General features: G+C 39.4%; 21 protein-coding genes. 14 read left to right on the top strand and 7 right to left on the bottom strand.

Annotation, left to right across the window (positions count from 1 at the left end; translation table 11 throughout):
• The first annotated feature begins 225 nt into the window (after positions 1 to 225).
• A complete protein-coding gene (locus tag ACSVDJ_RS09080) occupies positions 226 to 3,045 on the top strand; it encodes a 2-oxoglutarate dehydrogenase E1 component (protein ID WP_439168186.1) in 2,820 nt (939 codons plus the stop codon).
• 89 nt (positions 3,046 to 3,134) lie between these two features.
• A complete protein-coding gene (odhB, locus tag ACSVDJ_RS09075; RefSeq protein ID WP_439168184.1) occupies positions 3,135 to 4,364 on the top strand; it encodes a 2-oxoglutarate dehydrogenase complex dihydrolipoyllysine-residue succinyltransferase in 1,230 nt (409 codons plus the stop codon).
• Between the two features lie 82 nt (positions 4,365 to 4,446).
• Here odhB and sda read toward each other — a convergent pair whose 3' ends face one another.
• Positions 4,447 to 4,575, bottom strand: a complete 129-nt coding sequence (gene sda / locus ACSVDJ_RS09070) for a sporulation histidine kinase inhibitor Sda (RefSeq protein WP_094836103.1) — start codon at positions 4,573 to 4,575, stop codon at positions 4,447 to 4,449.
• A gap of 243 nt (positions 4,576 to 4,818) precedes the next feature.
• Between sda and ACSVDJ_RS09065 the strand changes: the two genes are divergently transcribed.
• The 6 genes from ACSVDJ_RS09065 to brnQ all read left to right on the top strand — a co-directional run bounded on the left by ACSVDJ_RS09065 (position 4,819) and on the right by brnQ (position 10,352).
• Positions 4,819 to 4,995 carry an NAD(P)H-hydrate dehydratase gene (locus ACSVDJ_RS09065; protein WP_439168182.1) on the top strand — a complete coding sequence of 59 codons (177 nt, stop codon included), beginning with the start codon at positions 4,819 to 4,821 and terminating at the stop codon, positions 4,993 to 4,995.
• A gap of 65 nt (positions 4,996 to 5,060) precedes the next feature.
• Positions 5,061 to 5,264 carry a DUF6501 family protein gene (locus ACSVDJ_RS09060; protein ID WP_100402716.1) on the top strand — a complete coding sequence of 68 codons (204 nt, stop codon included), beginning with the start codon at positions 5,061 to 5,063 and terminating at the stop codon, positions 5,262 to 5,264.
• 223 nt (positions 5,265 to 5,487) lie between these two features.
• Positions 5,488 to 5,907 carry a Rok-like winged helix domain-containing protein gene (locus tag ACSVDJ_RS09055; RefSeq protein ID WP_439168179.1) on the top strand — a complete coding sequence of 140 codons (420 nt, stop codon included), beginning with the start codon at positions 5,488 to 5,490 and terminating at the stop codon, positions 5,905 to 5,907.
• A 114-nt stretch (positions 5,908 to 6,021) separates the two neighbouring features.
• On the top strand, positions 6,022 to 6,894 hold the full coding sequence (locus ACSVDJ_RS09050; RefSeq protein WP_439168178.1) for an ATP-binding protein: 873 nt from the start codon (positions 6,022 to 6,024) through the stop codon (positions 6,892 to 6,894).
• Positions 6,895 to 6,903: 9 nt separating this feature from the next.
• Complete coding sequence (locus ACSVDJ_RS09045; RefSeq protein WP_439168176.1) at positions 6,904 to 8,823, top strand: vWA domain-containing protein; 1,920 nt, start codon at positions 6,904 to 6,906, stop codon at positions 8,821 to 8,823.
• Positions 8,824 to 9,056: 233 nt separating this feature from the next.
• On the top strand, positions 9,057 to 10,352 hold the full coding sequence (gene brnQ, locus ACSVDJ_RS09040) for a branched-chain amino acid transport system II carrier protein (protein WP_439169054.1): 1,296 nt from the start codon (positions 9,057 to 9,059) through the stop codon (positions 10,350 to 10,352).
• Between the two features lie 33 nt (positions 10,353 to 10,385).
• Here brnQ and ACSVDJ_RS09035 read toward each other — a convergent pair whose 3' ends face one another.
• The 4 genes from ACSVDJ_RS09035 to yidC all read right to left on the bottom strand — a co-directional run bounded on the left by ACSVDJ_RS09035 (position 10,386) and on the right by yidC (position 15,027).
• Complete coding sequence (locus ACSVDJ_RS09035) at positions 10,386 to 11,570, bottom strand: toxic anion resistance protein (RefSeq protein WP_439168174.1); 1,185 nt, start codon at positions 11,568 to 11,570, stop codon at positions 10,386 to 10,388.
• Between the two features lie 2 nt (positions 11,571 to 11,572).
• A complete protein-coding gene (locus ACSVDJ_RS09030; RefSeq protein ID WP_439168173.1) occupies positions 11,573 to 12,223 on the bottom strand; it encodes a 5-bromo-4-chloroindolyl phosphate hydrolysis family protein in 651 nt (216 codons plus the stop codon).
• 150 nt (positions 12,224 to 12,373) lie between these two features.
• Complete coding sequence (locus ACSVDJ_RS09025) at positions 12,374 to 14,089, bottom strand: methyl-accepting chemotaxis protein (protein WP_439168171.1); 1,716 nt, start codon at positions 14,087 to 14,089, stop codon at positions 12,374 to 12,376.
• 176 nt (positions 14,090 to 14,265) lie between these two features.
• Entirely contained in the window at positions 14,266 to 15,027 is a 762-nt protein-coding gene (gene yidC / locus ACSVDJ_RS09020; RefSeq protein WP_439168170.1) for a membrane protein insertase YidC, read from the bottom strand.
• A gap of 193 nt (positions 15,028 to 15,220) precedes the next feature.
• Here yidC and ACSVDJ_RS09015 point away from each other — a divergent pair, with 193 nt between their 5' ends.
• From ACSVDJ_RS09015 to ACSVDJ_RS08990, 6 genes are all read left to right on the top strand, one after another.
• Positions 15,221 to 16,033, top strand: coding sequence for a GNAT family N-acetyltransferase (locus ACSVDJ_RS09015; RefSeq protein WP_439168168.1), 813 nt, complete (start codon positions 15,221 to 15,223; stop codon positions 16,031 to 16,033).
• A gap of 178 nt (positions 16,034 to 16,211) precedes the next feature.
• A complete protein-coding gene (gene bioB / locus ACSVDJ_RS09010) occupies positions 16,212 to 17,210 on the top strand; it encodes a biotin synthase BioB (protein ID WP_439168167.1) in 999 nt (332 codons plus the stop codon).
• Between the two features lie 154 nt (positions 17,211 to 17,364).
• The gene (locus ACSVDJ_RS09005) at positions 17,365 to 18,957 is read left to right on the top strand and encodes a long-chain-fatty-acid--CoA ligase (protein WP_439168166.1); all 1,593 of its coding nucleotides are present in this window, start codon (positions 17,365 to 17,367) and stop codon (positions 18,955 to 18,957) included.
• Between the two features lie 120 nt (positions 18,958 to 19,077).
• Positions 19,078 to 20,124 (top strand): CaiB/BaiF CoA transferase family protein, encoded by a 1,047-nt coding sequence (locus tag ACSVDJ_RS09000; protein ID WP_439168165.1) that lies wholly within the window; start codon positions 19,078 to 19,080, stop codon positions 20,122 to 20,124.
• Between the two features lie 27 nt (positions 20,125 to 20,151).
• Positions 20,152 to 20,547, top strand: a complete 396-nt coding sequence (locus ACSVDJ_RS08995; protein WP_439168163.1) for a CidA/LrgA family protein — start codon at positions 20,152 to 20,154, stop codon at positions 20,545 to 20,547.
• A complete protein-coding gene (locus ACSVDJ_RS08990; protein ID WP_439168161.1) occupies positions 20,525 to 21,205 on the top strand; it encodes an LrgB family protein in 681 nt (226 codons plus the stop codon). Before ACSVDJ_RS08995 ends, ACSVDJ_RS08990 begins: the two co-directional genes overlap by 23 nt.
• Positions 21,206 to 21,253: 48 nt before the next feature.
• Here ACSVDJ_RS08990 and ACSVDJ_RS08985 read toward each other — a convergent pair whose 3' ends face one another.
• Complete coding sequence (locus ACSVDJ_RS08985) at positions 21,254 to 22,609, bottom strand: TrkH family potassium uptake protein (RefSeq protein WP_439168160.1); 1,356 nt, start codon at positions 22,607 to 22,609, stop codon at positions 21,254 to 21,256.
• 153 nt (positions 22,610 to 22,762) lie between these two features.
• Positions 22,763 to 23,941, bottom strand: coding sequence for an LL-diaminopimelate aminotransferase (locus ACSVDJ_RS08980; RefSeq protein ID WP_439168159.1), 1,179 nt, complete (start codon positions 23,939 to 23,941; stop codon positions 22,763 to 22,765).
• Positions 23,942 to 23,982: the final 41 nt, after the last annotated feature.

The following is a 23,982-nucleotide window of genomic DNA, read 5'->3' as shown; positions in this document are numbered from 1 at the left end:
AATTCGACACTATTTTTTGTATGTGTGAAAATCTCATAAAAAATTGCTGAATTATGCGTTAATACTTTAACTTATGAGTCTTCAGTGGTAAGATGTCCTTGTAAGCGGTTTTATTTTCACTTCTTTAACGTTATTTTCTACTGCCACTTCATTCATAGAAAATAACTGAACAAAAAATTATTCAATGTAAAAATTAATGGGCGAAATGGTTGGAGGTTTTTTAGAATGAAAATGCAGACAGCCCAAGGGAATCCATGGAGTAAATTCTTTGGACCAAACCTTGGATATGTGATGGAAGTATATGAACAGTATTTAGAGGATCCAACATCAGTGGATCCAGAGCTGAAACAAATGTTTGATGAATGGGGAGCACCTGTAGCTAATGAGCAAGTGGCAGAAGGTGGTCAAACAGCTGTACCTGCATCACAAGGAGATTTAAACACGCTATTTAACGCAATTAAACTAGCGGATAGCATTCGTATTTTTGGGCACTTAGCGGCAGATATTAATCCATTAAATGACCGTAACAAAGACACGCGGCGAATTGAATTAAGCACATACGATTTAACAGAAGAAGAGTTGAAAAATGTCCCTGTTAAATACTTATGTCCAGATGCGCCTGCACATGTGACAAATGGATTAGAAGCAATCCAACATTTGAAAAAAGTCTACACAGATAAGCTAGCTTTTGAATTAGCCCAAGTCCATGACTTAGAAGAAAAGCAATGGTTGAGAAACCAAATTGAATCAACAAAATATTATCCTAAATTCTCTAATGATCAAAAAGTTCAGTTGTTAAATCGTTTAACTGAAGTTGAAGGATTTGAGAAATTTATCCATAAAACGTTTGTAGGACAAAAGCGCTTCTCGATTGAAGGGTTAGACGCAATGGTTCCTCTTCTTGATGAAGTAGTTCGCGCCTCTGCGGCGAACGGAACAAAGACGATTAATATCGGAATGGCTCACCGTGGACGTCTAAATGTACTTGCGCATATTTTAGGTAAACCTTATGAGATGATCTTTGCTGAATTCCAGCATGCGCCAAGCAAAAATCTTCTTCCAGAAGGATCAACGAAAATGACTACATATGGCTGGACTGGTGATGTTAAATATCACTTAGGTGCAGACCACAATTATAAAGAAGATGCTTCTGTTACACGTGTGACGTTGGCTAACAATCCTTCTCACTTAGAAGTAGTCAGTCCGGTAGTTACAGGATACACTCGTGCTGCTCAAGAGGAGCGCACAAAGAACGGTGTACCTGAGCAAAATACTGAACTAGCACTTGCGGTACTTATCCATGGTGATGCGGCATTCCCAGGACAAGGAATCGTCAGTGAAACGTTCAATATGAGTAGAATCCCTGGCTATCAAACAGGCGGTTCGATTCATATCATTGCCAACAATATGATCGGCTTTACGACAGAAAGCTATGATTCACGTTCTACTCGCTATGCTTCTGACTTAGCGAAAGGATTCGAAGTGCCAATTGTACACGTCAATGCAGATGATCCAGAAGCTTGTTTAGCAGCTGCTCTTATGGCGGTAGATTACCGCAATCGCTTCGGAAAAGATTTTGTGATTGATTTAATTGGTTACCGTCGTTTCGGTCATAACGAAATGGATGAGCCGATGACAACGAACCCACTGATGTATCAAATGGTTCGTCAGCACCCAACTGCTAGAGAAATTTATGCAAATAAATTGATCGATCGTGGTGTGTTAACGAAGGAGCAAGCCGATCAATTAAATATTGATAACGAGAATAAATTAAAAGGTTTATTCGAAACGGTTCCGAAAAAAGATGAAAATCCAGATATCATTATGAATCCGCCAAAATTCGTTGAAAAAGAGCTTCCAACAGGCGATACAGCTGTTAGTACAGAATCTCTAAATAAAGTCAACAATGAATTATTGACTTGGCCAGAGGATTTAAATGTCTTTAAAAAGCTAGAGCGTATTTTAAAACGTCGTGAAGATGTATTTGAAAAAGACGGAAATATCGATTGGGGTCATGCGGAAACGTTAGCCTTTGCTTCGATTTTAAAAGAAGGTACGCCGATCCGTTTAACAGGACAAGATGCTCAACGCGGTACATTTGCTCATCGAAACCTTGTTTTACATGATGAGAAATCAGGAGAAGAGTATGTACCACTTCATCATTTAGAAGGTGTGGACTCATCCTTTGTTGTTATTAACAGCCCGCTAACAGAAACAGCTGTTGTCGGCTATGAATACGGATATAATGTCTTCTCTCCAGAGACGTTAGTTCTTTGGGAAGCACAATTTGGTGACTTCGCTAACATGGCACAAGTGATGTTTGACCAATTCGTTTCATCAGGTCGTGCGAAATGGGGACAAAAATCAGGTCTTGTTATGCTATTACCGCATGGATATGAAGGACAAGGTCCAGAGCATTCAAGCGGAAGAATGGAGCGCTTCCTGCAAAGTGCAGCGGAAAACAACTGGACAGTAGCGAATCTTTCTTCTACTGCTCAATATTTCCACATTCTTCGTCGTCAAGCTTCTATTCTTCAAAAAGAGGAAGTGCGACCGTTAGTCATTATGACGCCTAAGAGCTTGCTACGTCATCCTTTAGCTGCGTCTCAAGCTTCTGAATTCACAAATGGTTCATTTAAACCAGTAGTGGAAGAGCCGAGACTGGGAAGCAATCCAGAGAAGGTAGAAAGAATCGTTCTATGTAGCGGAAAAGTCTCTATCGATTTAGCTGAGCAAATTAGCAAAACAGAAGGACTTGATTGGTTACATGTGCTTCGAGTGGAAGAAATCTATCCATTCCCTAAAGAAGAAATCACGGCTCTATTATCACGCTTTACAAATGTGAAAGAGTTAGTATGGCTACAAGAAGAACCACAAAATATGGGTTCTTGGACGTATATTGATCCAAGACTTCGCGATGTGGCTCCAGAAGGTACAGCTGTTCGTTACGTCGGTCGTCGCCGTCGTTCAAGCCCTTCAGTAGGGGATGCTATTGTTCATAAGAAAGAACAAGAACGTATTCTTAATGAAGTATTAACGAAGTAAGTAGCTGAGTGGGCGGATTAAATTTTCCGCTCACTTCTAAATAATAAACTACATTTAAATTTGATGAGACATTAGAGGAGGACACGAAAGTGGCTGAAATTAGAGTTCCAGAGCTGGCAGAATCGATTACAGAAGGTACAATTGCTCAATGGTTGAAACAACCAGGAGATCAAGTAGAAAAAGGAGAATTCATCGTTGAATTAGAAACAGATAAAGTCAACGTTGAAGTGATTTCTGAAGAAGCAGGCGTTATCACAGAATTAAAAGCAGAAGAAGGGGACACAGTAGAAGTTGGTCAAGTTATTGCGGTAGTAGGAGCAAGTGGATCAGCAGCTGCCCCTGTAGCTGAAGCAGCACCTCAAGCAGAAGCTAAACAAGAAGAAGCGCCACAAGCTGAACCTGCTCAAGAAGAGTCAAAACAACGCCCAATTGCTTCTCCAGCAGCACGTAAGCTTGCACGTGAAAAAGGCATTGATCTAACGGAAGTACCAACAGTAGATCCAATGGGGCGCGTACGCAAGCAAGATGTAGCATCATTCTCTAACCAACCAGCACCATCTGCACCGCAACAAGCAGCTAAAGCTCCACAAGCAGCAGCTCCTAAGCAAGATGATGGTAAACCAGTTGAGCGCGTTCGCATGACACGTCGTCGTCAAACAATCGCGAAAACATTAGTAGACGTTCAGCACACAGCTGCGATGCTTACTACGTTCAATGAGATTGATATGAGCGCGATTATGGATCTTCGTAAACGCAAAAAAGACAAATTCTTCGAAGATCATGATGTTCGTCTTGGCTTTATGTCTTTCTTCACGAAAGCTTGTGTAGCTGCATTGAAGAAATATCCATATGTGAACTCAGAAATCGATGGCAATGAATTTGTTTTGAAAAAATTCTACGATATCGGTGTGGCTGTATCAACGGAAGACGGCTTAGTTGTACCAGTTGTACGTGACTGTGATCGCAAAAACTTTGCTGAAATCGAAAGCGATATTTTAGGCTTAGCTTTAAAAGCTCGTGACAATAAATTAGCATTAAGCGACCTTCAGGGTGGATCATTCACAATTACAAATGGTGGCGTATTCGGTTCATTAATGTCCACTCCAATTTTAAATGGTCGTCAAGCGGGTATCCTTGGTATGCATACAATCCAAACTCGTCCGGTAGCAATTGATAAAGATACAATTGAAAACCGTCCGATGATGTATGTGGCATTATCTTATGACCACAGAATTATCGATGGAAAAGAGGCAGTTGGCTTCTTGAAAACTGTTAAAGAATTAATTGAAAACCCAGAAGATCTTTTACTAGAAGGCTAATACGAGGAGTAAGTTCGACAGCTCTTAGCACAAAAGATCATATGTAAAGGTGTGCCTTAGCTGGCACACCTTTTTTTCTAAACTATTTATTTATCATTAAGCCCCGTTTTTGTACTTCCATTCGCAGTAAGCGAATCCAATCTCGATCTTGACCTTTCTTCTTTGCATCCCGATAAGCAGCGACTAGCATTTCATTACTCATAATTTTCATGAAACATCCTCCTTTGTTTTCGGTTACTTAGAGCATAAGGCAAGTTAGAAATAAAGAGTATTCTTTATTTGCTGTGTATTATACATGTTTATTAACGTGTTTTAAAGTATAATGATTGAAATCCATCTAAAGTCGTGCGCAGGAAGTAAACGCTATTAAAAGGAAGCTTGTTTATCACATGAAAAAGGGCTGAATAGATGAAGGTTATTGATTATAAAAATATTATGTAAACAAAAAGAGTGAGTGATCGTTAGGTTAAAAGGACCATATTCAGTGATTGCCTTTCCTGACGGGACAGGTATAATTAATATGAGCGGAAATGAAGCATTAGCTAAAGATAGAACAGGTGATACGTTGACAGGAATGATATTAGCGAGCATGTTGCGGATATATGGGTGGAAACCAGTAGGCAATCGATGATATCAATCATCTACTTCCGTTCGCTTTGAAAAAAATCATAGGTGGAACCGCCAAAGGAGGATATTATGAATCATCTTACATGGACGAAGAAAGAAACAGTGAAGCAAGTAGAATGCGTACACACAAATGCAGCGAAATATATGGTGAATAACCGATTAACGGCTGGTCAAACATACGATGTTAAAAATGAAACGGAAGAGTTTTATTTTGTTGTCGACAATAAAGGAAGTATTTCCGGCTTCTATAAAGATTATTTTAAAGATGCATAATTTGATTAAAAGGCTGTATATAGAGGAGTTCACTCCTCTATATACAGCCTTTCCTTTGAATTATTGCATAAATTAATAAATTTGAATATTTACTAGTTTTTTTACTCTTTTTTTGTTAATATTATGGGCAAGGAAGGATGTTTTTGGGGACTATAGTATCATAATCCTTCAAATATCTTCATACATATAAAATAGTTTCTATGTTTACTTAGGGGGAGTACAGGTGTTTGATGAGAGAGTAGCATTGAAAATCAGGCTAGAACAACTTGCTGATTCTGAGTTCAAGATCATTCGTGAATTTAATCGTGAACGTGAAGTCATTTTTCAGCGATTAAAAGAGTTAGACGCTGCTGCTATTGGCAATAGGGAGATGCCAAAGGAAATAATACCAATCACTAGTTTGCCAGACAAGAAAAAGCGAGGACGGCGAAGTGAGAACCTAGATGAATTGAGAAACACAGCGATTTCGGTCTTGAAAACTCAAAACACGCCCATTCGCGGAGTGGAATTGCAACGTCAAATTGAAGAGAACACAGGGAAGAAAATTGCCAATATGACGACGTTTATGGTAGCGCTTGAACGTGAAAATCAGCGTGTCCGTAAATTAGGAAGAGGATTATACATATATGATTATGAAGGCTGATTGTTCGTTTGCAATCAGTTTTTTTTCTGCTTCATATTGTTGTACTAAAACGAACAGGACAGGTATGATAGAAAGCAGGTAGAAAACGAATGGAAAGGAAAGATGTTAGTGATAATGACGGAATTACCTGCTGTCGTCCGACAACAGATAGAAGAACGTAAACAGCAATTTATTCATGATCCGGCAAGCGATTTGATCGGTCAATCAGGATACCAGCCGGAGGAGCAAGAAGTTATACTTGATGCGGTAGTTGCTTTATCGATGGGAAAAAACATCTTATTAAAAGGTCCTACTGGTTCTGGAAAGACGAAGCTCGCTGAAACGTTATCAGCGATGTTTGCACAGCCGATGCATAGCATTAATTGTTCCGTGGACCTTGATGCTGAAGCGATGCTTGGCTATAAAACGATCTCCGAGAAAGCTGGAAAGAACTATATTGAATTTGTTCCTGGACCTGTCGTTCAAGCGATGAGAACAGGTCACTTGCTTTATATTGATGAAATTAATATGGCTAAGCCAGAAACATTGCCGATTTTAAACGGGGTGTTAGATTATCGCCGTACGATCACTAATCCATTTACGAATGAAGTAATTAAAGCAGCCCCTACTTTCGGTGTCATTGCGGCGATTAATGAAGGCTATGTTGGAACGGTTCCGATGAATGAAGCGTTAAAAAATCGCTTTATCGTCATTGAAGTGTCCTACGTAAAAGGAGCCACATTAAAAGCCATTCTTTTAAAGGAAAGCCGTCTGACCGATGCGACAATGATTGATCGTTTCACTACTTTATCACAAGATTTAATTGTACAAGTCAGAAATGGACAAGTATCAGAAGAAGCCGCTTCTGTCAGAGCATTAATTGATGCTTGTGATTTAGCGACTTATATGCCTCCACTACGAGCGATTCAGCGGGCGATCATCGATAAGCTAGAAGATGAAAGGGAACAAGCAGCTGTCAAAAACATCGCAGAAACTATGTTTGAATGAGGAGATTTTATGGAGAGATTTATCCAATTTAATGATGAAATGGTTGATTCCTTTTTATTTATGCAGCTATCTGATTTAGCAAAAACGTTAACGAAAAATCCAGAAATGGAAGTAGAGTATGGACCGCATTCTTACGTTAATAAACAAGAACATATCATCTACGTCAGTCACTTTTGGCATCATCGTTCAGCGGATGACACATGGAATGGCTATCAATCCGATGTGTTCTTACGAGCTATCGGTCATTTTCGATATGTCGACGAATATGAGGTTAAGACGTTTGTTGATAGGGTTATGAAAACGACGATTCCTTCTTTTGCGAAACAATTATTGGTGACCGCAGAAGATGTAAGAATAGAAGAAAACATTAAATTCGAGCGACCGGGTACGAAGAAGGCCTTTGCCGTAAGAAGAAGAATGTTGCGTCAATATTTTCAAACACAACTAAATGTAAATTTAGTCAAGAGCCTTCATACAGACGCTTTATTTAACTATTTATTTTTGTTATTAAATGCGGAGGCACCGATCGAGCCACCTTCAATAAATGCAGAATTAGATCGAGCGATGCCCTTTATTCAATCATCTGTGCTTCGCTTGTTTGAAACAACATCGACGAAAGAAACCGTTCGAATTTGTGAACTGCTGATAGACGTATTAGATGAACTATTGTCAAAAGATATGTTAAATGAATACGTTCATTTACCTGATGTAACAAATTGGTTCAGTGGTGAAGAGGAAACGTTTCAAGACATGAAGAGACAAGACCCTTTAGCGAATGACGATCAATTAGAAGAGAAGAAAACGGGTGAGGAAGAAGTATTAGATGAAGAGTTTCGCACGTGGCATCGAGAAACGAGTGAATTAGGTAAAAGCTTTTTGCAATTTGATCTCGATCAAGGTTCTAAAACAGAAATAATGGGCGAAGGTGCAAGAGAAGGAGATGAAGGCGATCAAGCGCTAGCGATGGTGCAAGGATCTGCAAAGAAAACAAACAGAAACGACTTTACGAACCTGCAAGTGGAACAACTGAAAAAAGAGATCAATAAAGGCGGACATGAAGCGAAATATGGCAAAGAGAACCGTTTTGCGATGCCTATTTTTGATGTCATTCAGCCTCCTCGCCATGAGCAAATAAGGAATTACAAAGAAAAACAAGCTCGGATTGCTCCGTTACGAAAGAAATTAACGAATATGATTGAACAAACATTAGAGCACAAAAAAATTCGACCACGAAATGATCTTCAGGCAGGGCGGTTAAACAAAAAGCTATTGCGTTTTTTCTTAGAAGAGCAACCACGCTTATTTTATAAAAAACAGGAGCCTTCTGTTGAAATTGATGCTGTGTTCACTTTACTCGTGGATTGTTCGGCTTCGATGCAAGATAAAATGGAAGAAACGAAGCTAGGGATCGTTCTGTTTCACGAGGCGTTAAAATCTGTCAAGGTTCCTCATGAAATTATTGGCTTTTGGGAAGATACGAATGACGCGACGGAGACGTATCAACCGAATCATTTTCAAACGGTCGTCAATTATCACAGCTCTTTACAAAAAAGAAGCGGGCCAGAAATTTTGCAGTTGCAACCGGAAGAAGATAATCGTGATGGCTTTGCAATACGAATCATAACGGAAAAACTCCTTCGAAGGAGAGAAAAACAAAAGTTTCTACTCGTCTTTTCAGATGGTGAACCAGCTGCTTATGATTACGATCGTCAAGGAGTCATCGATACACACGAGGCGGTATTGCTAGCTAGAAAGCAAGGGGTTGAAGTGATCAATGTCTTTTTAGCCAATGAAGAGATAGAGGAAGCTCAAAGAAAAACGATTCAAAATATATACGGGAAATATAGCCTGTTTGTCTCAGCTATTGAGGAATTACCTGCTATTTTATTTCCGCTTTTGAAAAAATTATTATATAAAAGTATGACATAAGGGGAAGGGTATCTCCGCTTCTTCTTATTTCTTGTTTTTTCAGAATACATCGAATTTTTCAAACGAAGTGTTATCTTTAAAAATAAAATATTCTAAAAATTCAATTGACATTTTTCGTCAAATTGCGTAGAATATTATTCGGAATAAACATTAAATGAAAATGGTTATCAAATCAGTGAATGATACTAATCAGATCATCTGGTTTATTGCTGGCAGTTGGAGAGGAGATCATCATGAAGAAGAAAGATATATTATTTACGGGGCTTATGCTTTTCGCTCTTTTCTTTGGAGCAGGGAATTTAATTTTCCCACCTTTTTTAGGAATGGAAGCTGGTCGCTCGTTTTGGCCTGCGATTATTGGGTTTGTCATTACAGGTGTTAGCTTGCCGATTCTTGCGGTAGTGGCCATTTCTTTTACTAGAGGGGGAGTCGCTGCGATTGGAAGTCGAGTTCATCCATTATTTGGAATGGCATTTGCGATCATTGTCTATTTAGCAATCGGTCCATTTTTTGGTATTCCTAGAGGGGCAAGTGTTGCATATGAAATGGGGATACAGCCATTTTTAGAAGCATCTAGTAAGGGTTCACTTTTTGTTTTTATGACAGGCTTTTTTCTATTAGTCTATTTACTTAGTTTGAATCCATCAAAGCTCGTCGACCGGATCGGTCAATGGTTAACACCTGCTTTGTTGCTATCGATTGCCGGTCTATGTGTAGCGGCTTTCTTCAAATTTGATGCCCCGCTCACAGCACCGACAGAAAAATATGCGCAGTCGCCATTTATTGCTGGCTTTATTGAAGGATATTTGACGATGGATACGATTGCGGCGTTAGCGTTCGGGATTGTAGTTATTTCCGCTTTTGCTGAGCGAGGAGTTACCGATCGAGGAAGTCTGACTAAAGCAACGATTAGTGCAGGGATCATTGCTGGTGTCGGTTTAGCGACCGTATATATTTCAATTGGTTGGATTGGCACGAAAATGACGATGACAGGAAGTTATGAGAACGGGGGAGCACTTTTAACGGAGGCCGCTTACTTATTGTTTGGTGATGGAGGGCAAGTATTGCTCGGAACGATCGTGGCTTTAGCTTGTTTAACGACTTGTATCGGTCTAACCTCTGCTTGTGCTCAATACTTTAACGAACGATGGCCAACAATTTCCTATAAAAACTTTGTGCGAGTATTAATTATTATTAGCTTTACCATTGCTAATTTAGGTCTTACGCAAATAATTAACATATCCGTTCCTGTGTTAATTATGATTTATCCTTTTGCCATCGTACTAGTGCTTTTATCCTTTGTTACACGCTTCGTTCATAGCCCCAGAGGCTTATATATCGGAGCGATTGTGACGACTGCACTCTTTAGTCTAAATGATGGGTTAACGGCATTTGGAGTAGAAATAGAAGCTTTACATCAAGCAATTTCTTGGGTCCCATTCTTTTCGTCGGGGCTTGGATGGTTACTTCCAGCGATTGCTGGTGGAATGGTAGGATGGATCGTTAGTAAAATTGGAGAAAGAAAATAAAAAAACGGTGGGGCGCTGAAGCCCACCGTTTTTTTATTTTAAATGTAATAGCTTTTGTTTTAGTTCGTTTTCCATAGCAGATAGTTCTTGCTCAGCTTGCTGGCGCTTCGTTCGACCTTCTTGCTGAATGCGCATCGTTTCTTCTAATGTAGAGATCAAGTTCGATTGCGTTTTCTTCAATGTTTCAATATCAACAAGACCGCGTTCATTTTCTTTCGCCGTTTCGATCGTATTCGTTTTCAGCATTTCGGCATTTTTTAATAATAAGTCATTGGTCGTTTGTGAAACTTGCTTTTGAGACTCCATCGCTTTCTTTTGTCGAACGAGTGTTAAAGCGATGGCAATTTGATTTTTCCATAATGGAATCGCCGTTAGAATCGATGACTGGATTTTTTCAGCTAATGCTTGGTTCATGTTTTGAATCATTCGAATTTGTGGAGCACTTTGAATCGTAATTTGGCGGCTTAATTTTAAATCATGAAGACGCTTTTCTAAACGATCAGCAAATTGTACCATATCATTGACGTCTTGATACGCCATTTGATCACCGGATTGTTCTGCTTTTTGACGAAGAGCCGGGATGGTTTCAGTTTGTAATTCTTCTAACTTCAGTTCTCCAGCAGCGATGAAAATATTAAGCGCTTGAAAATATTCTTTATTTTTCTCATATAGCTGTTCTAGCATGACGATGTCTTCAAGTAAGAGTTGTTTCGAATGGTCTAATTTAATGCTGATGCGGTCAATTTGACTGCCAACCTTTTGATATTTAGACAAAACTTCTTGAATGGAACTAGACACGCGATTAAATAGTCGGCTAAACATGTTTTTCTTTTCAGGCTGCAATTCATCCGGGTTGACTTCTTGTAGCCTTTTCATTAAGTCGTTCAAAATATCGCCGACACTGCCGATATCTTTTTGTTGGACATGATCTAGCATTGAGTGTGAGAAGCTAGATAACTGTGTCTGAGCAGAAGTACCATAGCTAATAATCGCTTGATGATTGGTTGGGTCAATTTGTTTGGCTAGTTCTTTCGCTTTTAGTTGGTGTTCTTCAGGGAGTACATCAATTAGTTTCTTTTCCACTTGTGCATTCGTTGGTGTGGAAGAGGCGGCAGGTTGAGCTAAATTGTCTCCGAATGGGCTTGACAGTAAGTCGTCAAGTTCATTGACAGGATCTTTAAAGAGAGTAGGCTGTTTTTCGTTTGATTCGTTTGTCATGATCACAATCTCCTTTTGTCGTTAGGGTCAATCAAATTCTGTTTTGTTAATGAATGCTTGGCTACATCGAGCTCAAAAGATAAATGTTCAATATCTTTTGCCAGTACTTTATGCAAATCTTCTTCTAACGTTTTCGTTAAATCATCTAATGTTTCTTGTGTTTCAAGTAATGATTGCTTGACGGATTCATTTTTGATTTTATGCCCATTCAGATGAGCATGTTTTTCGGATAACTCGACGACTGAATCAAGATGCGAGTAGAAGAAGGCTTCAGCTTCATAAAAGCGTTTCGGTTCCTTCTTTACGATCGAAAAAATTCGTCGCACTAACCGATTCAGTTCAATCATCTGTTTAAAAGAGCTGATGCTTCGAACTTTAATAAACCCTTTTTGCAATCGACTTAATTTTTCACGCGCATCTTTTAAGTTGTCGAGAATAAAGTAATACTCTTTTCTAGCAAGTCCATATTTTTTGTACAGACGGGCATCGGCTATGCGTCCTAAGCTATAAAAAAGGAGTATTCCTAATGTCAAGCTCGCAATACCAGTAATAAGGGGAGAAAAGCCCCACTGATTACTAACGAAAATGCCTCCTCCTGCAGCGATAGGGATCGCTACCAATGCGCGCCATAGAATAAAGCTGGCGTTTCTCATATGATTCACTCCATTTAGGATTTTACTTGTTCTACGTAAGAATAGTTAAAAAAGTTTCATTTTATCGCATTTTTTCTCTCTCTTTACTTTAAAGCGAATGGGACATATATGCAAATAAAAAGCAGAAACCAGAAGGCTTCTGCTCATTCATTATCTCGTTGGCAAAGAAGATAAAATGTCATCAATATATTGAACAACTTGTTCAGATGCTTCTTCTAAGCGTACCAATGCCTCTTCCGCCTGTTGAAGCTCATTTTGTTGGAAGTAAATTGCTGCTTCTTTCGCTTGTTCATGCACCATTTTATGAACAGCTTCAAGTTTTCTATAGCTATCAAATTGACCAAAGCGCTGTTTCGTTTGTGGTTCGTAGTACCATTTTCCAAGTCGACAGTCTATATGAGAAGAAATATCTTGAGGGTTGATATCCTCTAAGCCGAGAAACATATTGTAAATTCTCCATTTCCAAATATAATGATCGGTTTTTGATAGCATTAGTAAAGCTTTGGTTGATAAAACAATGGTATTTTTTTCAATCACGTTTAACCGGAATGTATTTATTTGTTTTCCAAGCCCATGGATCGCAGCACCCGTATCGTCCCCTAACGAGCGTATGTTATCTGTAAGGATGGCAATCTGTTGCATTTGATTGGCCATTTCATCCATCGTAGCCGACTGTTCCTCGGTCACAGCTGCTGTACTGTTAATATCTTCGTTAATGTCACTAATTGTTTCCACAATTTCTGTTAACACTGGCAAGGAGTTCTTCGCTTCAGATACCGCTTTTTTAATAACAGAGGCTGTATCTCCGATAGAAATAGAAACGTCTTGAGAAAAGGACTTTAAATTTGTGACGTTTTCATTGACTTTTTGCAAGGAGGATACCGTGTTTTCTGCTAGTTTACGTACTTCTTGTGCAACAATAGCAAATCCTTTGCCGTGCTCTCCTGCACGAGCTGCTTCAATTGATGCGTTGAGAGCGAGTAAATTAGTTTGGTCGGCAATATCATTAATTAATTGAACAACATTTTCAATGGTTGACACGTACGACTGCAACCGAGAGAATTTCTCTACAATATCTGAAAAAGTCGTTTCTGTATTAAAAATTTCATCTAAAGCGTCAGAAATAATTTGATGGCCATAGTTAGTTCGATCAACTAAGATACCTGTTTTTTCAGACACAGTAGATGATGACTCAGCGACGGCATTAATCGATGCTCTCATTTCATCCGTTGCGACAGTCGACGTTTGCACTTGAGCATTTTGGTTATCGAGTAGTTGAACTAAATCTTTAATAAACATAATTTTTGTTGTTTCATCCATTAATTGACCAATTTCTTGAATCACTTGTTCCATCATTTGCTCTGAAAAACATTCAGTGAGCAATTCTTGATCAATGTTGATCGCTTTTTGGATGGAGTGCATATACGTAATGCACGTGGATGGTTTCAATCCGAGAAAGTGAAGGGTGTTCGTGATTACATAAAAGTTAAATTGATTAAACATGACAATTAATTTGCCTAAATTATAATGGCTACTTCTTAGCAAATAGAAAAAGGATAAAGTATTTGTTACATAGTCAGTATCACGTTTGTTCGTGAAGAAGTTACGAAGATAGTTGACGATCTCTTGCTGTGGGATTTCTTTCGAATGCGGTTCGCGACATTTAGCAAGATATGTTTGGAATAGTTCTATCATTTCCGTTTCTAAAAAAGTTAGCCTTTCATATATTTCTTTAATTCGAATAAAATCTGATTCATTAAAATGATTGTAAGCTAGTGTGTTGCTAAAGCGTCCTTGTATAGTAGAATCTGTTCCAAATTGAGTGAGCATAGAAGTCGTTGCTCTTGGTCTCATATTTTTTAGCATAAAACAACCTCCTGAAAAACCAATAAGTGGATAAGAAATATCGGTATATTGTAATAAGTAAAAAAGTCTTATTGAAGGTAATTGTACTAGAAGAAGTGTAAAAGACAAGATGATTAATGTAAAAATTTAATAAAATAGCAAATAAAAAGTAGGGAGCTATCTCAGCTCCCTACTTTTTATTCATTACTTTCTTTTACTGGATGTGTAGAATACCATTTTTTGCTTAACCAAGTTTGTCCGATGAGGAACAATCCACTTACTGCCCAATAAAGTGGTAGCGCGGCAGGGGTGGTGAAAGAGAAGAATAAGATCATAATCGGTGATAGCATACCGATCAGCTTCATTTGCTGCTTTTGTTGTTCAGGCACATTGATCATCGATACTTTGAATTGGAAGAAATACATAATTCCCGCGATGATTGCCATCGTGATATCTGGCTGCCCTAATTTAAACCATAAGAAATTAGCGGTTTGAATATCTTCTGAAATACGGATTGCATAGTATAGACCCATCCAGATCGGAATCTGTATGAAGACCGGTAAGCAACCCATCGCAAATGGATTGATATTATGCTGCTGATACAACTGCATCATTTCTTGCTGAACTTTTTTCTGTTCCTCTGGATTTTTTGCTTCTTTCAGTCGTTTTTGAATCTTTTCCATTTCTGGCTTAACGACTTCCATCTTGTCTCTCATGACTTGTTGCTTTTTCATTGAATTCATCATGAGTGGTAACAAAATTAAACGCACAGCTAAAGTAATGACAATAATAGCAAATCCATAGTTACCTAAAAATTGACCTAGCGTATGAATAAGCTGGACAAAAGGGTTGACTAAATAATCATGAAAAAAGTACCCTTCTTGTTCAGCGCTTTGGCACCCTGATAAAACAAACACCACGGCGACCATTAAAGAAATGAAAATAGATGATTTTTTCAACGTCGTTCCTCCTATTTGCCTTAACGACAAGCAAATTGCTTTTAAAACTAAAAAAAGTATATCCTAAAACGTCGGTGAGTTCAAACATTCAAAATTTAAGAAATACTAGCTTATGTAGAGTTGTCCCACTAATTGAAATTTCACATTATTTTTTATATAATAGCCTAGAGTTCAACAGCGAGAGGAGAAGGACATGTCCCATACATACACAATTCGTTTATTCGAAACGTACGAAGATTTTAAGAAAATGGCCGACCTTGAAAGATTGATTTGGGGAATTGAGCCGATTCCAGAAAATCAGACGATGATTGCTCACAAAAATGGTGGGTTAGCATTAGGGGCATTTCAAGGTGACCAGCTAATTGGGTTTAGTTATAGCTTTGCTGGTTTTCGCAATGGTCATAGTTATTTATGCTCACATAACTTAGGAATTCATCCAGACTATCAAAAGCAAGGAATAGGAGATGCGCTGAAAAAGGCGCAACGCCAAGAAGCGATCAACTTAGGCTATTCGTTAATTACTTGGACGTACGATCCATTAGAAAGTGTTAACGGCTATTTAAATCTATCTAAATTAAATGGAATTTGTCGAACATATATTGAAGATTGCTATGGTGATATGCCGGACAGCTTCAGTGAAGGGATGCCAACCGATCGATTTATGATCGAGTGGCATATTAAAGAAGATTATTTAGATCAGCCGAACGAGTGGAGTGAAGAAGGAGCGAAGATGGCTGCTTCTTGGGGAGTGAATGAAGATGGCACCCTTTTCATTGATGAGCTAAATAGTCAACTAGAGGGAGAAAAATGGTTAGTACCTGTGCCGAAAAGCTTCCAAGAAATTAGAAAAACGAATCCAGAAGTTGCTTTGCAGTGGAAGAAGACGTATCGAAAATTATTTAATCAATTATTTGATGCAGGGTACGTAGCAGTTAAACTAATTAAAGCGGAAGAAGAGTATGTTAACTATTATTTATTAGTGAAGCAAGACCAATTGCCATTTTAATTGTATAGACATGGAGTTAAAGAGGTCATTCTCATAGGGAGAGGCCTCTTTTTTATACAAAAAAATATATATTAGTAAACTTTAATTAAAAATAAGTTGACTAAAAACCCTTTCTTCTTTTATCTTTAGTATAGAAGTATTGATAAAGTATGGAAAAAAGAGCAGGGGGAGTTATACAGTGAAAAAATGGGATGAATTAGCGGATGTAGTTCTTGAGGGGCATGAAATTGGAGATGCGGAAGCGCTTTCGATTTTAAACTGTCCAGATGATGAGTTACTTGCCTTACTAAATGCAACGTATAAAATTCGTCATCATTACTACGGCAACAAAGTAAAGTTAAATATGATCATCAACACGAAGTCTGGCATCTGTCCGGAAAACTGTGGTTATTGCTCTCAGTCTACTCGTTCCTCGGCACCGATTGAAAAATATCGCATGATGGATAAGGATTCTATTATTCAAGGAGCAAAGCAAGCTTATGATCTACAGGCTGGCACGTATTGTATTGTTGCTAGTGGTCGAGGGCCAAGTGAGAAAGAACTAGAAAATGTAACTGAAGCGGTAAAAGAAATTAAAGATAAGTATCAATTGAAAATTTGTGCTTGCCTTGGTTTATTAAAGCCGGGTCAAGCGGAAAAGTTAAAAGAAGCTGGTGTCGATCGTTACAATCATAACATTAATACGTCAGCTAAGCATCACGAGCAAATTACGACGACTCATACATACGATGATCGCGTAGCCACGATTGAAAAGGTGAAAGATCAAGGTATTTCCCCATGCTCTGGTGTAATTGTTGGCATGAGAGAGAAGAAAGAAGATGTCGTGATGATGGCGCGTAGTTTAAAAGCATTGGATGCAGATTCAATTCCAGTCAATTTCTTGCATGCAATTGACGGCACGCCTCTTGAAGGAACAGATGAACTCAATCCACGCTACTGCTTAAAAGTGCTTTGTTTATTCCGTTTTATTAATCCAACGAAAGAAATTCGCATTTCTGGAGGACGTGAAGTGAACTTAGGTTCCTTGCAGCCACTTGGCTTATACGCAGCGAATTCCATTTTCGTCGGCGATTATTTAACAACAGCTGGTCAGGAAACAACAGCTGATCATCAAATGATTGAAGAGATGGGATTTGAAGTAGAGTTTGCTGATAAAAAACAAGAACAAGTAGTATAAAACACGAAGGCTGGCTAAGAAATTGGTCAGTCTTTTTAGTGTGACTTTTTCCAAAATTCATACAAATATATTGAATGACCCCTCAGTCTCGTGGTACTATTTTATTGTTAGAAAATTTAAAAAATAAAAAGAGGGCTACAAGGGGGAATGGAAAATGAATGTACCATTACTATTAACGCAATTTTTAGATCGTGCTGTCACATATTATGGGGAAAAAACGGCCGTAATTTCTGAAGATCGTCAATTTACATATAACCAATTAAATGCTCGTGTGAATCAATTATCAAGGGGATTAATAGACTTAGGCGTACACAAAGGGGACAAAGTGGCCTATCTCGCACCAAATTCCTTAGAGATGCTTGAAGGGTTTTATGGAATTTATCAAGTGGGAGCGATCATGGTACCGCTTAATATTCGTTTAAAACCAAATGACTATTTATTTATTTTAAATCATAGCGAATCAAAAGTTTTATTTGTGGATCAAGATTTATATCCACTCATAGAGGAAATTAAGGATCAATTAACAACGGTTGAACAAATTGTTGTTCATTATAAAAATAGTGAAACAAATGAAATCGGTTACGATCATTGGCTTAGTCGTTTCTCTGAACTTGCTTTCGATCGTGTCGAGCTTGAAGAAGACGATATTGCAAGTCTTTTATACACAAGCGGAACGACGGGTAATCCAAAAGGGGTAATGCTGACGCATCGCAACAATTATTTACACGCTATGTCTTCGATGCATGCACTTCGTGTATCCGATCGAGATGTTTATTTGCATATTTTACCGATGTTTCACGTCAATGGCTGGGGCTCTCCTTTCTACTACACAGCGAATGGAACGACTCATATTTGCCTCAGAAAAATAAGTCCAAAAGCCATTTTTGATGCGGTAGTCAACGATCACGTAACGGTGATGCATATGGCACCGACCGTTTTAAATAGCCTATTACAATATTATGAAGAAAATGTCCCATCGATCGGAAAAGGTGTTCGTGTCGTCATTGCAGGATCAGCTCCACCACCATCCTTTGTGGCTCGCGTAGAGAAAGAATTAGGTTGGGAGTTTATCCAAGTATACGGCATGACTGAATCCTCTCCGTTAAGCTTATATTCATCCATTCGCTCACCGTTCGTCGATGTACCGTTAAAGGATCAATATCGAATGAAGGCAAAAGCTGGATATGCGATGATTGGCAGTCAGGTGAAAGTTGTTGATGAAAATGGGGAAGAGGTTCCGAAAAATGGAATTTCCATTGGTGAAGTCATTGTACGTAGCCATGGTGTGATGAAGGGTTATTGGAAAAATGAAGAGGCAACAATGCAAGCTTTAAAAAGTGGTTGGTTGCATACAGGAGATATGGGCACAGTTGACGAGCATGGTCATATTGACATTGTCGACCGCAAAAAAGACGTAATTATTAGTGGTGGTGAAAACATTTCTTCCATTGAGGTAGAAGGTGTGTTATATGAACACCCAGATGTGTTAGAAGCTGCAGTTATCGCTGTTCCGCATGAAAAATGGGGAGAAACACCGCATGCTTTTATCGTTAAACGTGAAGCTTCCGATGTGAATGAGAAGGATTTAATTCAGTTTTCAAGAAGTCATTTAGCCCACTTTAAAGCGATTACAGGTGTGACATTTGTCGATGAGTTGCCGAAAACAGCGTCAGGTAAAATACAAAAAATCCATCTTCGTAACGACTATTGGAAAGAGAAAGGAAAAACGGGGCGATTTGTTAATTAAAAGGCTATAAATCAATCGCAAAATTCAGCTGTCCGCTAGTTCGTGATCCTCCTCTTGCTTTGAGGGAGGTTTCTTGCCTACAGGACAGCTTCTTTTTCATTTGAATAGGAGGAGAAAATTATGCTTAGTGGAATAAAAGTATTGGATTTTACTCAATATCTCCCTGGACCATATGCGACTCTGCGGTTAAGTGATTTAGGGGCAGAAGTGATCAAAATCGAGCGACCACAAGGAGACCCAGCTCGTGAGCTATCAGGTGGGAAAGTGTTTCAAGGGAACAATCGCAATAAGGGGAGCCTAGCTTTCGATTTGAAACATCCAAACGATCAACAAAAAGTGAGGAAGCTTATTCGCTCAGCTGATGTACTAGTAGAAAGCTTTCGTCCGGGAGTTATGGCTAACCTTGGATTCGGTTATGAAGAGTTGAAACACTTGCATCCTCAGCTTGTTTATTGTTCTCTTACTGGCTACGGTCAAACAGGGGAGCTGAGTCCGCTTGGCAGTCATGATTTAAATTACATGGCATTGAGTGGGATGTTATCACAACTGAAGGATGAAAATGGGCGCCCCATTCATCCAACGCTCACTTTCGCTGATTTAATTGGCAGTTTAGCAGCTTCTGAAGCGATCATTGCGGCCTTATTAAAAAGAGAAAGAGAGGGCGAGGGAAGCTATATTGACTTAGCGATTACAGATGCGGTGATGAGCTTATTAACGACTCATATGCAGTATCCTAAAGGTAACGGTGTACCTGAATTAGCTGGACATATTATCTCCTACCATATTTATGAAACGAAAGATCGGCGGTTTGTGAGCTTAGCGGCACTTGAGCCGAAATTTTGGTCGAACTTTTGCGAAGCTGTTCAAAAGCAAGAATGGCTCCCTTATCATTTGGAAAAGGCCGAAAAGGGAAATTCAATGTACGAAGAGGTCCGTCAATTATTTCAGTCGAGGTCATTTGCTGATTGGGTCGAATTTAGTGAGAAAACTGATTGTTGTCTAGCGCCGATTTATGAAATCAGTGAATTAAAGGATTCTCTTTATAATCAGCAACGGCGAATGATTGTTCAGTCACCTTGGAATGATCTTCAAGTGTTCACGGCAGCTAAGCCGAATACGTTACAAGCACCACCTCATTTAAATAGTTCTATATTGAATCAAAAGTAGTGTGGATGGAAGAAAAGAGGGACAGCGATGAGAGATGGAATGACTTTTATTCTGCAAATAGCTTTATTATGGCTCATTAATGAAGTGAGCGATTATATAGTGGACTTTTTGAATGTGCCGATACCAGGGAATGTGTTTGGTATGATCTTGCTCTTTTTTCTTCTTGTCACCGGTGTGATTCGAATCGATTGGGTTGAAAGGGGGGCTTCTTTTTTAAATAAGCATCTGTCTTTCTTTTTCGTTCCGATTGCGGTCGGTTTGATGATGTTTGGTGGCTTGATTCAAGCTAGTGGATGGATGCTTGCTGTTGTGATCTTTGGCAGTTCAGCGATCGGGCTAGTCATCACAGGTGGAGTGACTCAAGCTTTGTCTGCAACAAGTAAAGGGGAGGAGAGAGGTCATGAACAGCATCACATTATTTAGTGTCTTCTTGACGGTGGCTGTTTATTTACTATCTAGAAAGTTATCCTTCCGTTTCCCATCACCATTTACGACCCCTGTATTTGTTAGTACAACAGTTATTATTGTCGTTTTGTTACTTAGTGGAATTTCTTATGAAGAATATACGCCAGCAAAAGACATGATGACGTATTTGCTTGGACCAGCGACTGTTGCACTTGCGGTTCCGTTGTATCATAATCGAGCGGTGTTTATGTCTCGGCTCGTTCCAGCTTTTATCGGTTTAACGATTGGAACGATTTCAACGATCGCTTCAGCGGTTTGGCTTGTGAAAGCATTTGGCTTATCAAAAACAATTGCTGCCACCGCAGCAACGAAAGCAGTCACAACGCCTGTCGCGATCGAAGTTGCCAAAGTGATCGGTGGTGATCCAGCTCTTGCCGCTGCTTTTGTCATGGTTGCTGGCATGTTTGGGGCTATTTTCGGGCCATTCATTTTAAATGTTACGAAAATAACCGATCCGTTTTCAAGAGGATTATCCATGGGAACAGTTGCTCATGGTATTGGGACGGCACAGGCGGTGATGGAAGGACGACTTCAAGGAGCGGTTTCAGGAGCTGCGATGGGGTTTGCTGGAATTGTTACATCGATTATTTTACCTTGGCTATTTCCATTACTATAATAAAAACCAAGTGCCGCTCCTTATGAGGAATAGCACTTGGTTTTTCAGTTACCCTATTAAAATACGTTCTTTCGGGTAGTGATACGATTCTTTAATTTCACGGCCACGAATGACGAACAATAACGAGAATAGCCCGATTCGACCGATAAACATTAAGGAAATTAATAATAGTTTGGCTGGTGTACTCAAGTCTGGAGTGATACCTAATGAAGACCCTGTCGTACCAAAGGCCGAGGATACTTCAAAGACGACTTTCACAATTGGCAAGCTAGGCTCTAAAAACGAAAGAACAATAATCGACCCGCCCCAAATAAAAAATCCAGTCGTGATCACGACAAATGAACGTTGAATATCAATGGGGTGAACTTCGCGATTAAAAATCTTTAACGTGTTTTTACCACGAGCGAAAAAGTACACGCTTAACATGGCAATCGCAAAGGTGGTCGTTCTCAACCCGCCCCCGACACTGCTAGGGGAGGCTCCGATAAACATTAACGTCGAAATCAACAACAAAGTCGCAGTTGAAAATTCATTTAAATCCATGGATGTTAGCCCGGCGCTCCTGGCTGCAATCGACTGAAAGCTAGCGTAAAACAGTGATTCGTGCCAAGATTTATCGACAAAGAAATGATGGCGATCTAATAGGTAAATCCCAATTGCTCCAACGACCGCTAGTATGGCATATACTGTCGTTGTCAGTTTTGTAAAAAGTGAGAAGGAAAATTTATGAGAACCACGATACGTTAAATAATCCTTCACTTCCACTAATACGGGGAAGCCGATCGCGCCGAGAACGATTAATATCATATTAATGAACTGAACGAAGTAATCATTCGCATATACAATGAGGGATTGCCCTGTAATATCAAACCCTCCATTTGTTGTTGCGCTAATGGCCGCAAATAGTCCATGAAGAAAAGCTTCAGAGACGGTCGGATAAAATTGTAGAAAATACGTTCCTAAAATAATCGCACCGATGGCTTCAATACAAAGAATGAGCACAAATATTTCTCTCATCAACTTGACGAGTCCCGATAAATCTGTCCGGTTTTGATCCGCCATAATCAGTTGACGCTCACGCATCCCAATTCGTTTACCGACGAGCAACCAAATAATCGAACTGAGCGTCATAATGCCGACGCCGCCAACTTGCAAAATAAAGAGAATAAAAAAATAGCCGACTGTACTAAACGTATCTACAGTGCCAACTGTCGTCAATCCGGTGACACTAAGAGCACTAACCGCAATAAATAAGGCGTCAATAAAAGGTAGGTCCACACCTGGTTTATGAGCTACAGGAAGAAGTAACAAAGCGGTAGATAATAGTGCCCCTGCAAAATAAAGTACAACAATCAGCTGAAAAGTGGACAGCTTTAAAGATTTTAATTTAGTTGTTTCTCTCATATCATCCCTCATTACTCATTACACATAATCACTATTCGGTAATCCGAATATACATGTTTTATATTATATAGACAAGACATTTGAAAGAAAACAGCTAAACGCTTCGAATGAGATGCCCCTCATGATCTTAATCCATCATGAGGGGCATCGTTTTTAGGAAAGTTTTGAAATCTCAATCACAGATCGTAACCTTTCAGCGGCTTCTTGTAATATTTCTTCCGAATGAACGAGGGCAATTCTAACATATCCTTCGCCATTTTTTCCGAATGCCGGTCCAGGAACCATGACGACACCTGCTTTGTCAATGCAGGCAAAGCAAAATTCTTTCGACATCCAGCCTTCCGGAATCTTCGCCCAGATAAACATGCCGCCGGCTGGCTTATCGACGATCCAGCCAATGTTCTCTAACGCTGCAATCAACGCATCGCGACGACTTTCGTAAATAGTTCGAACGAGCTGGCCAATCTCCTCTGCACGATCAAGAGCGGCTATTCCGGCTGCTTGAATGGGAGCAAACACCCCATAGTCTAAGTTCGATTTCAATTGAGCCACTTTTTGAATCATCTCTTTATTACCAGCAATGTAAGCAATTCTAGCACCCGCTAAGCTAAAGCTTTTCGATAAAGAATTAATTTCCATTCCAACGTCTTTAGCACCTGGAACAGCTAGAAAGCTTAGCGGCTGTTGATCATCGAAATAAAATTCCGAATAAGCCGCATCATGCAAGACAACAATCTGATGCTTTTTGGCAAATTCAATCACTTTACTGAAAAATGGCTCAGTCGCTAGCCCTGGAACAGGGTTACCCGGATAATTTAAAATCATCATCCGTGCTTGATTGGCAATGTCAGCAGGAATTGCCTGTAAGTCAGGTAAAAAGTGGTTTTCTTTTACGAGCGGCATGTAGTACGGTTTGGCTCCTGCGACAGCTAATCCTGCTTCATAAGCAGGATAACCAGGGTCCGTCACAAGAATGATATCACCAGGATCAGCAAAGACGAGCGGTAAATGAACGAGCCCTTCTTGAGAGCCCATCGCATGAACAATTTCTGTTGAGGCGTCAAGCTCTACACCATATGCCCGATGGTAATAGTTCGCCACAGCCTCGTAAAATGGTTGCGTACCCGATAAAGTGTAGCCGTATTGATCCGGCTCGGATGCCAATGTGGCAAGCGTTTCTCTAACAAAAGAAGCTGGTGGCAAGTCGGGACTGCCTAAGCTTAAATCGATGATCTTTTGTCCTTCTGCTTGTTTTTGTAATTTATAAGCTTTTAATTCACTGAAAATAGATGGACCAAATGCTTCCATTCTTTTCGCAAGATGAAATTCCATGATAAATCTTCCCCCTATGTATGTAGTTTTTATTCATTATT

It is taken from the genome of Bacillus sp. Hm123 (assembly GCF_051842975.2).
Classification (GTDB): domain Bacteria; phylum Bacillota; class Bacilli; order Bacillales; family Domibacillaceae; genus Bacillus_CE.
The sequence above is the reverse complement of the archived record's forward strand: the minus strand, read 5'-3'. Positions and strand labels throughout refer to the sequence as shown.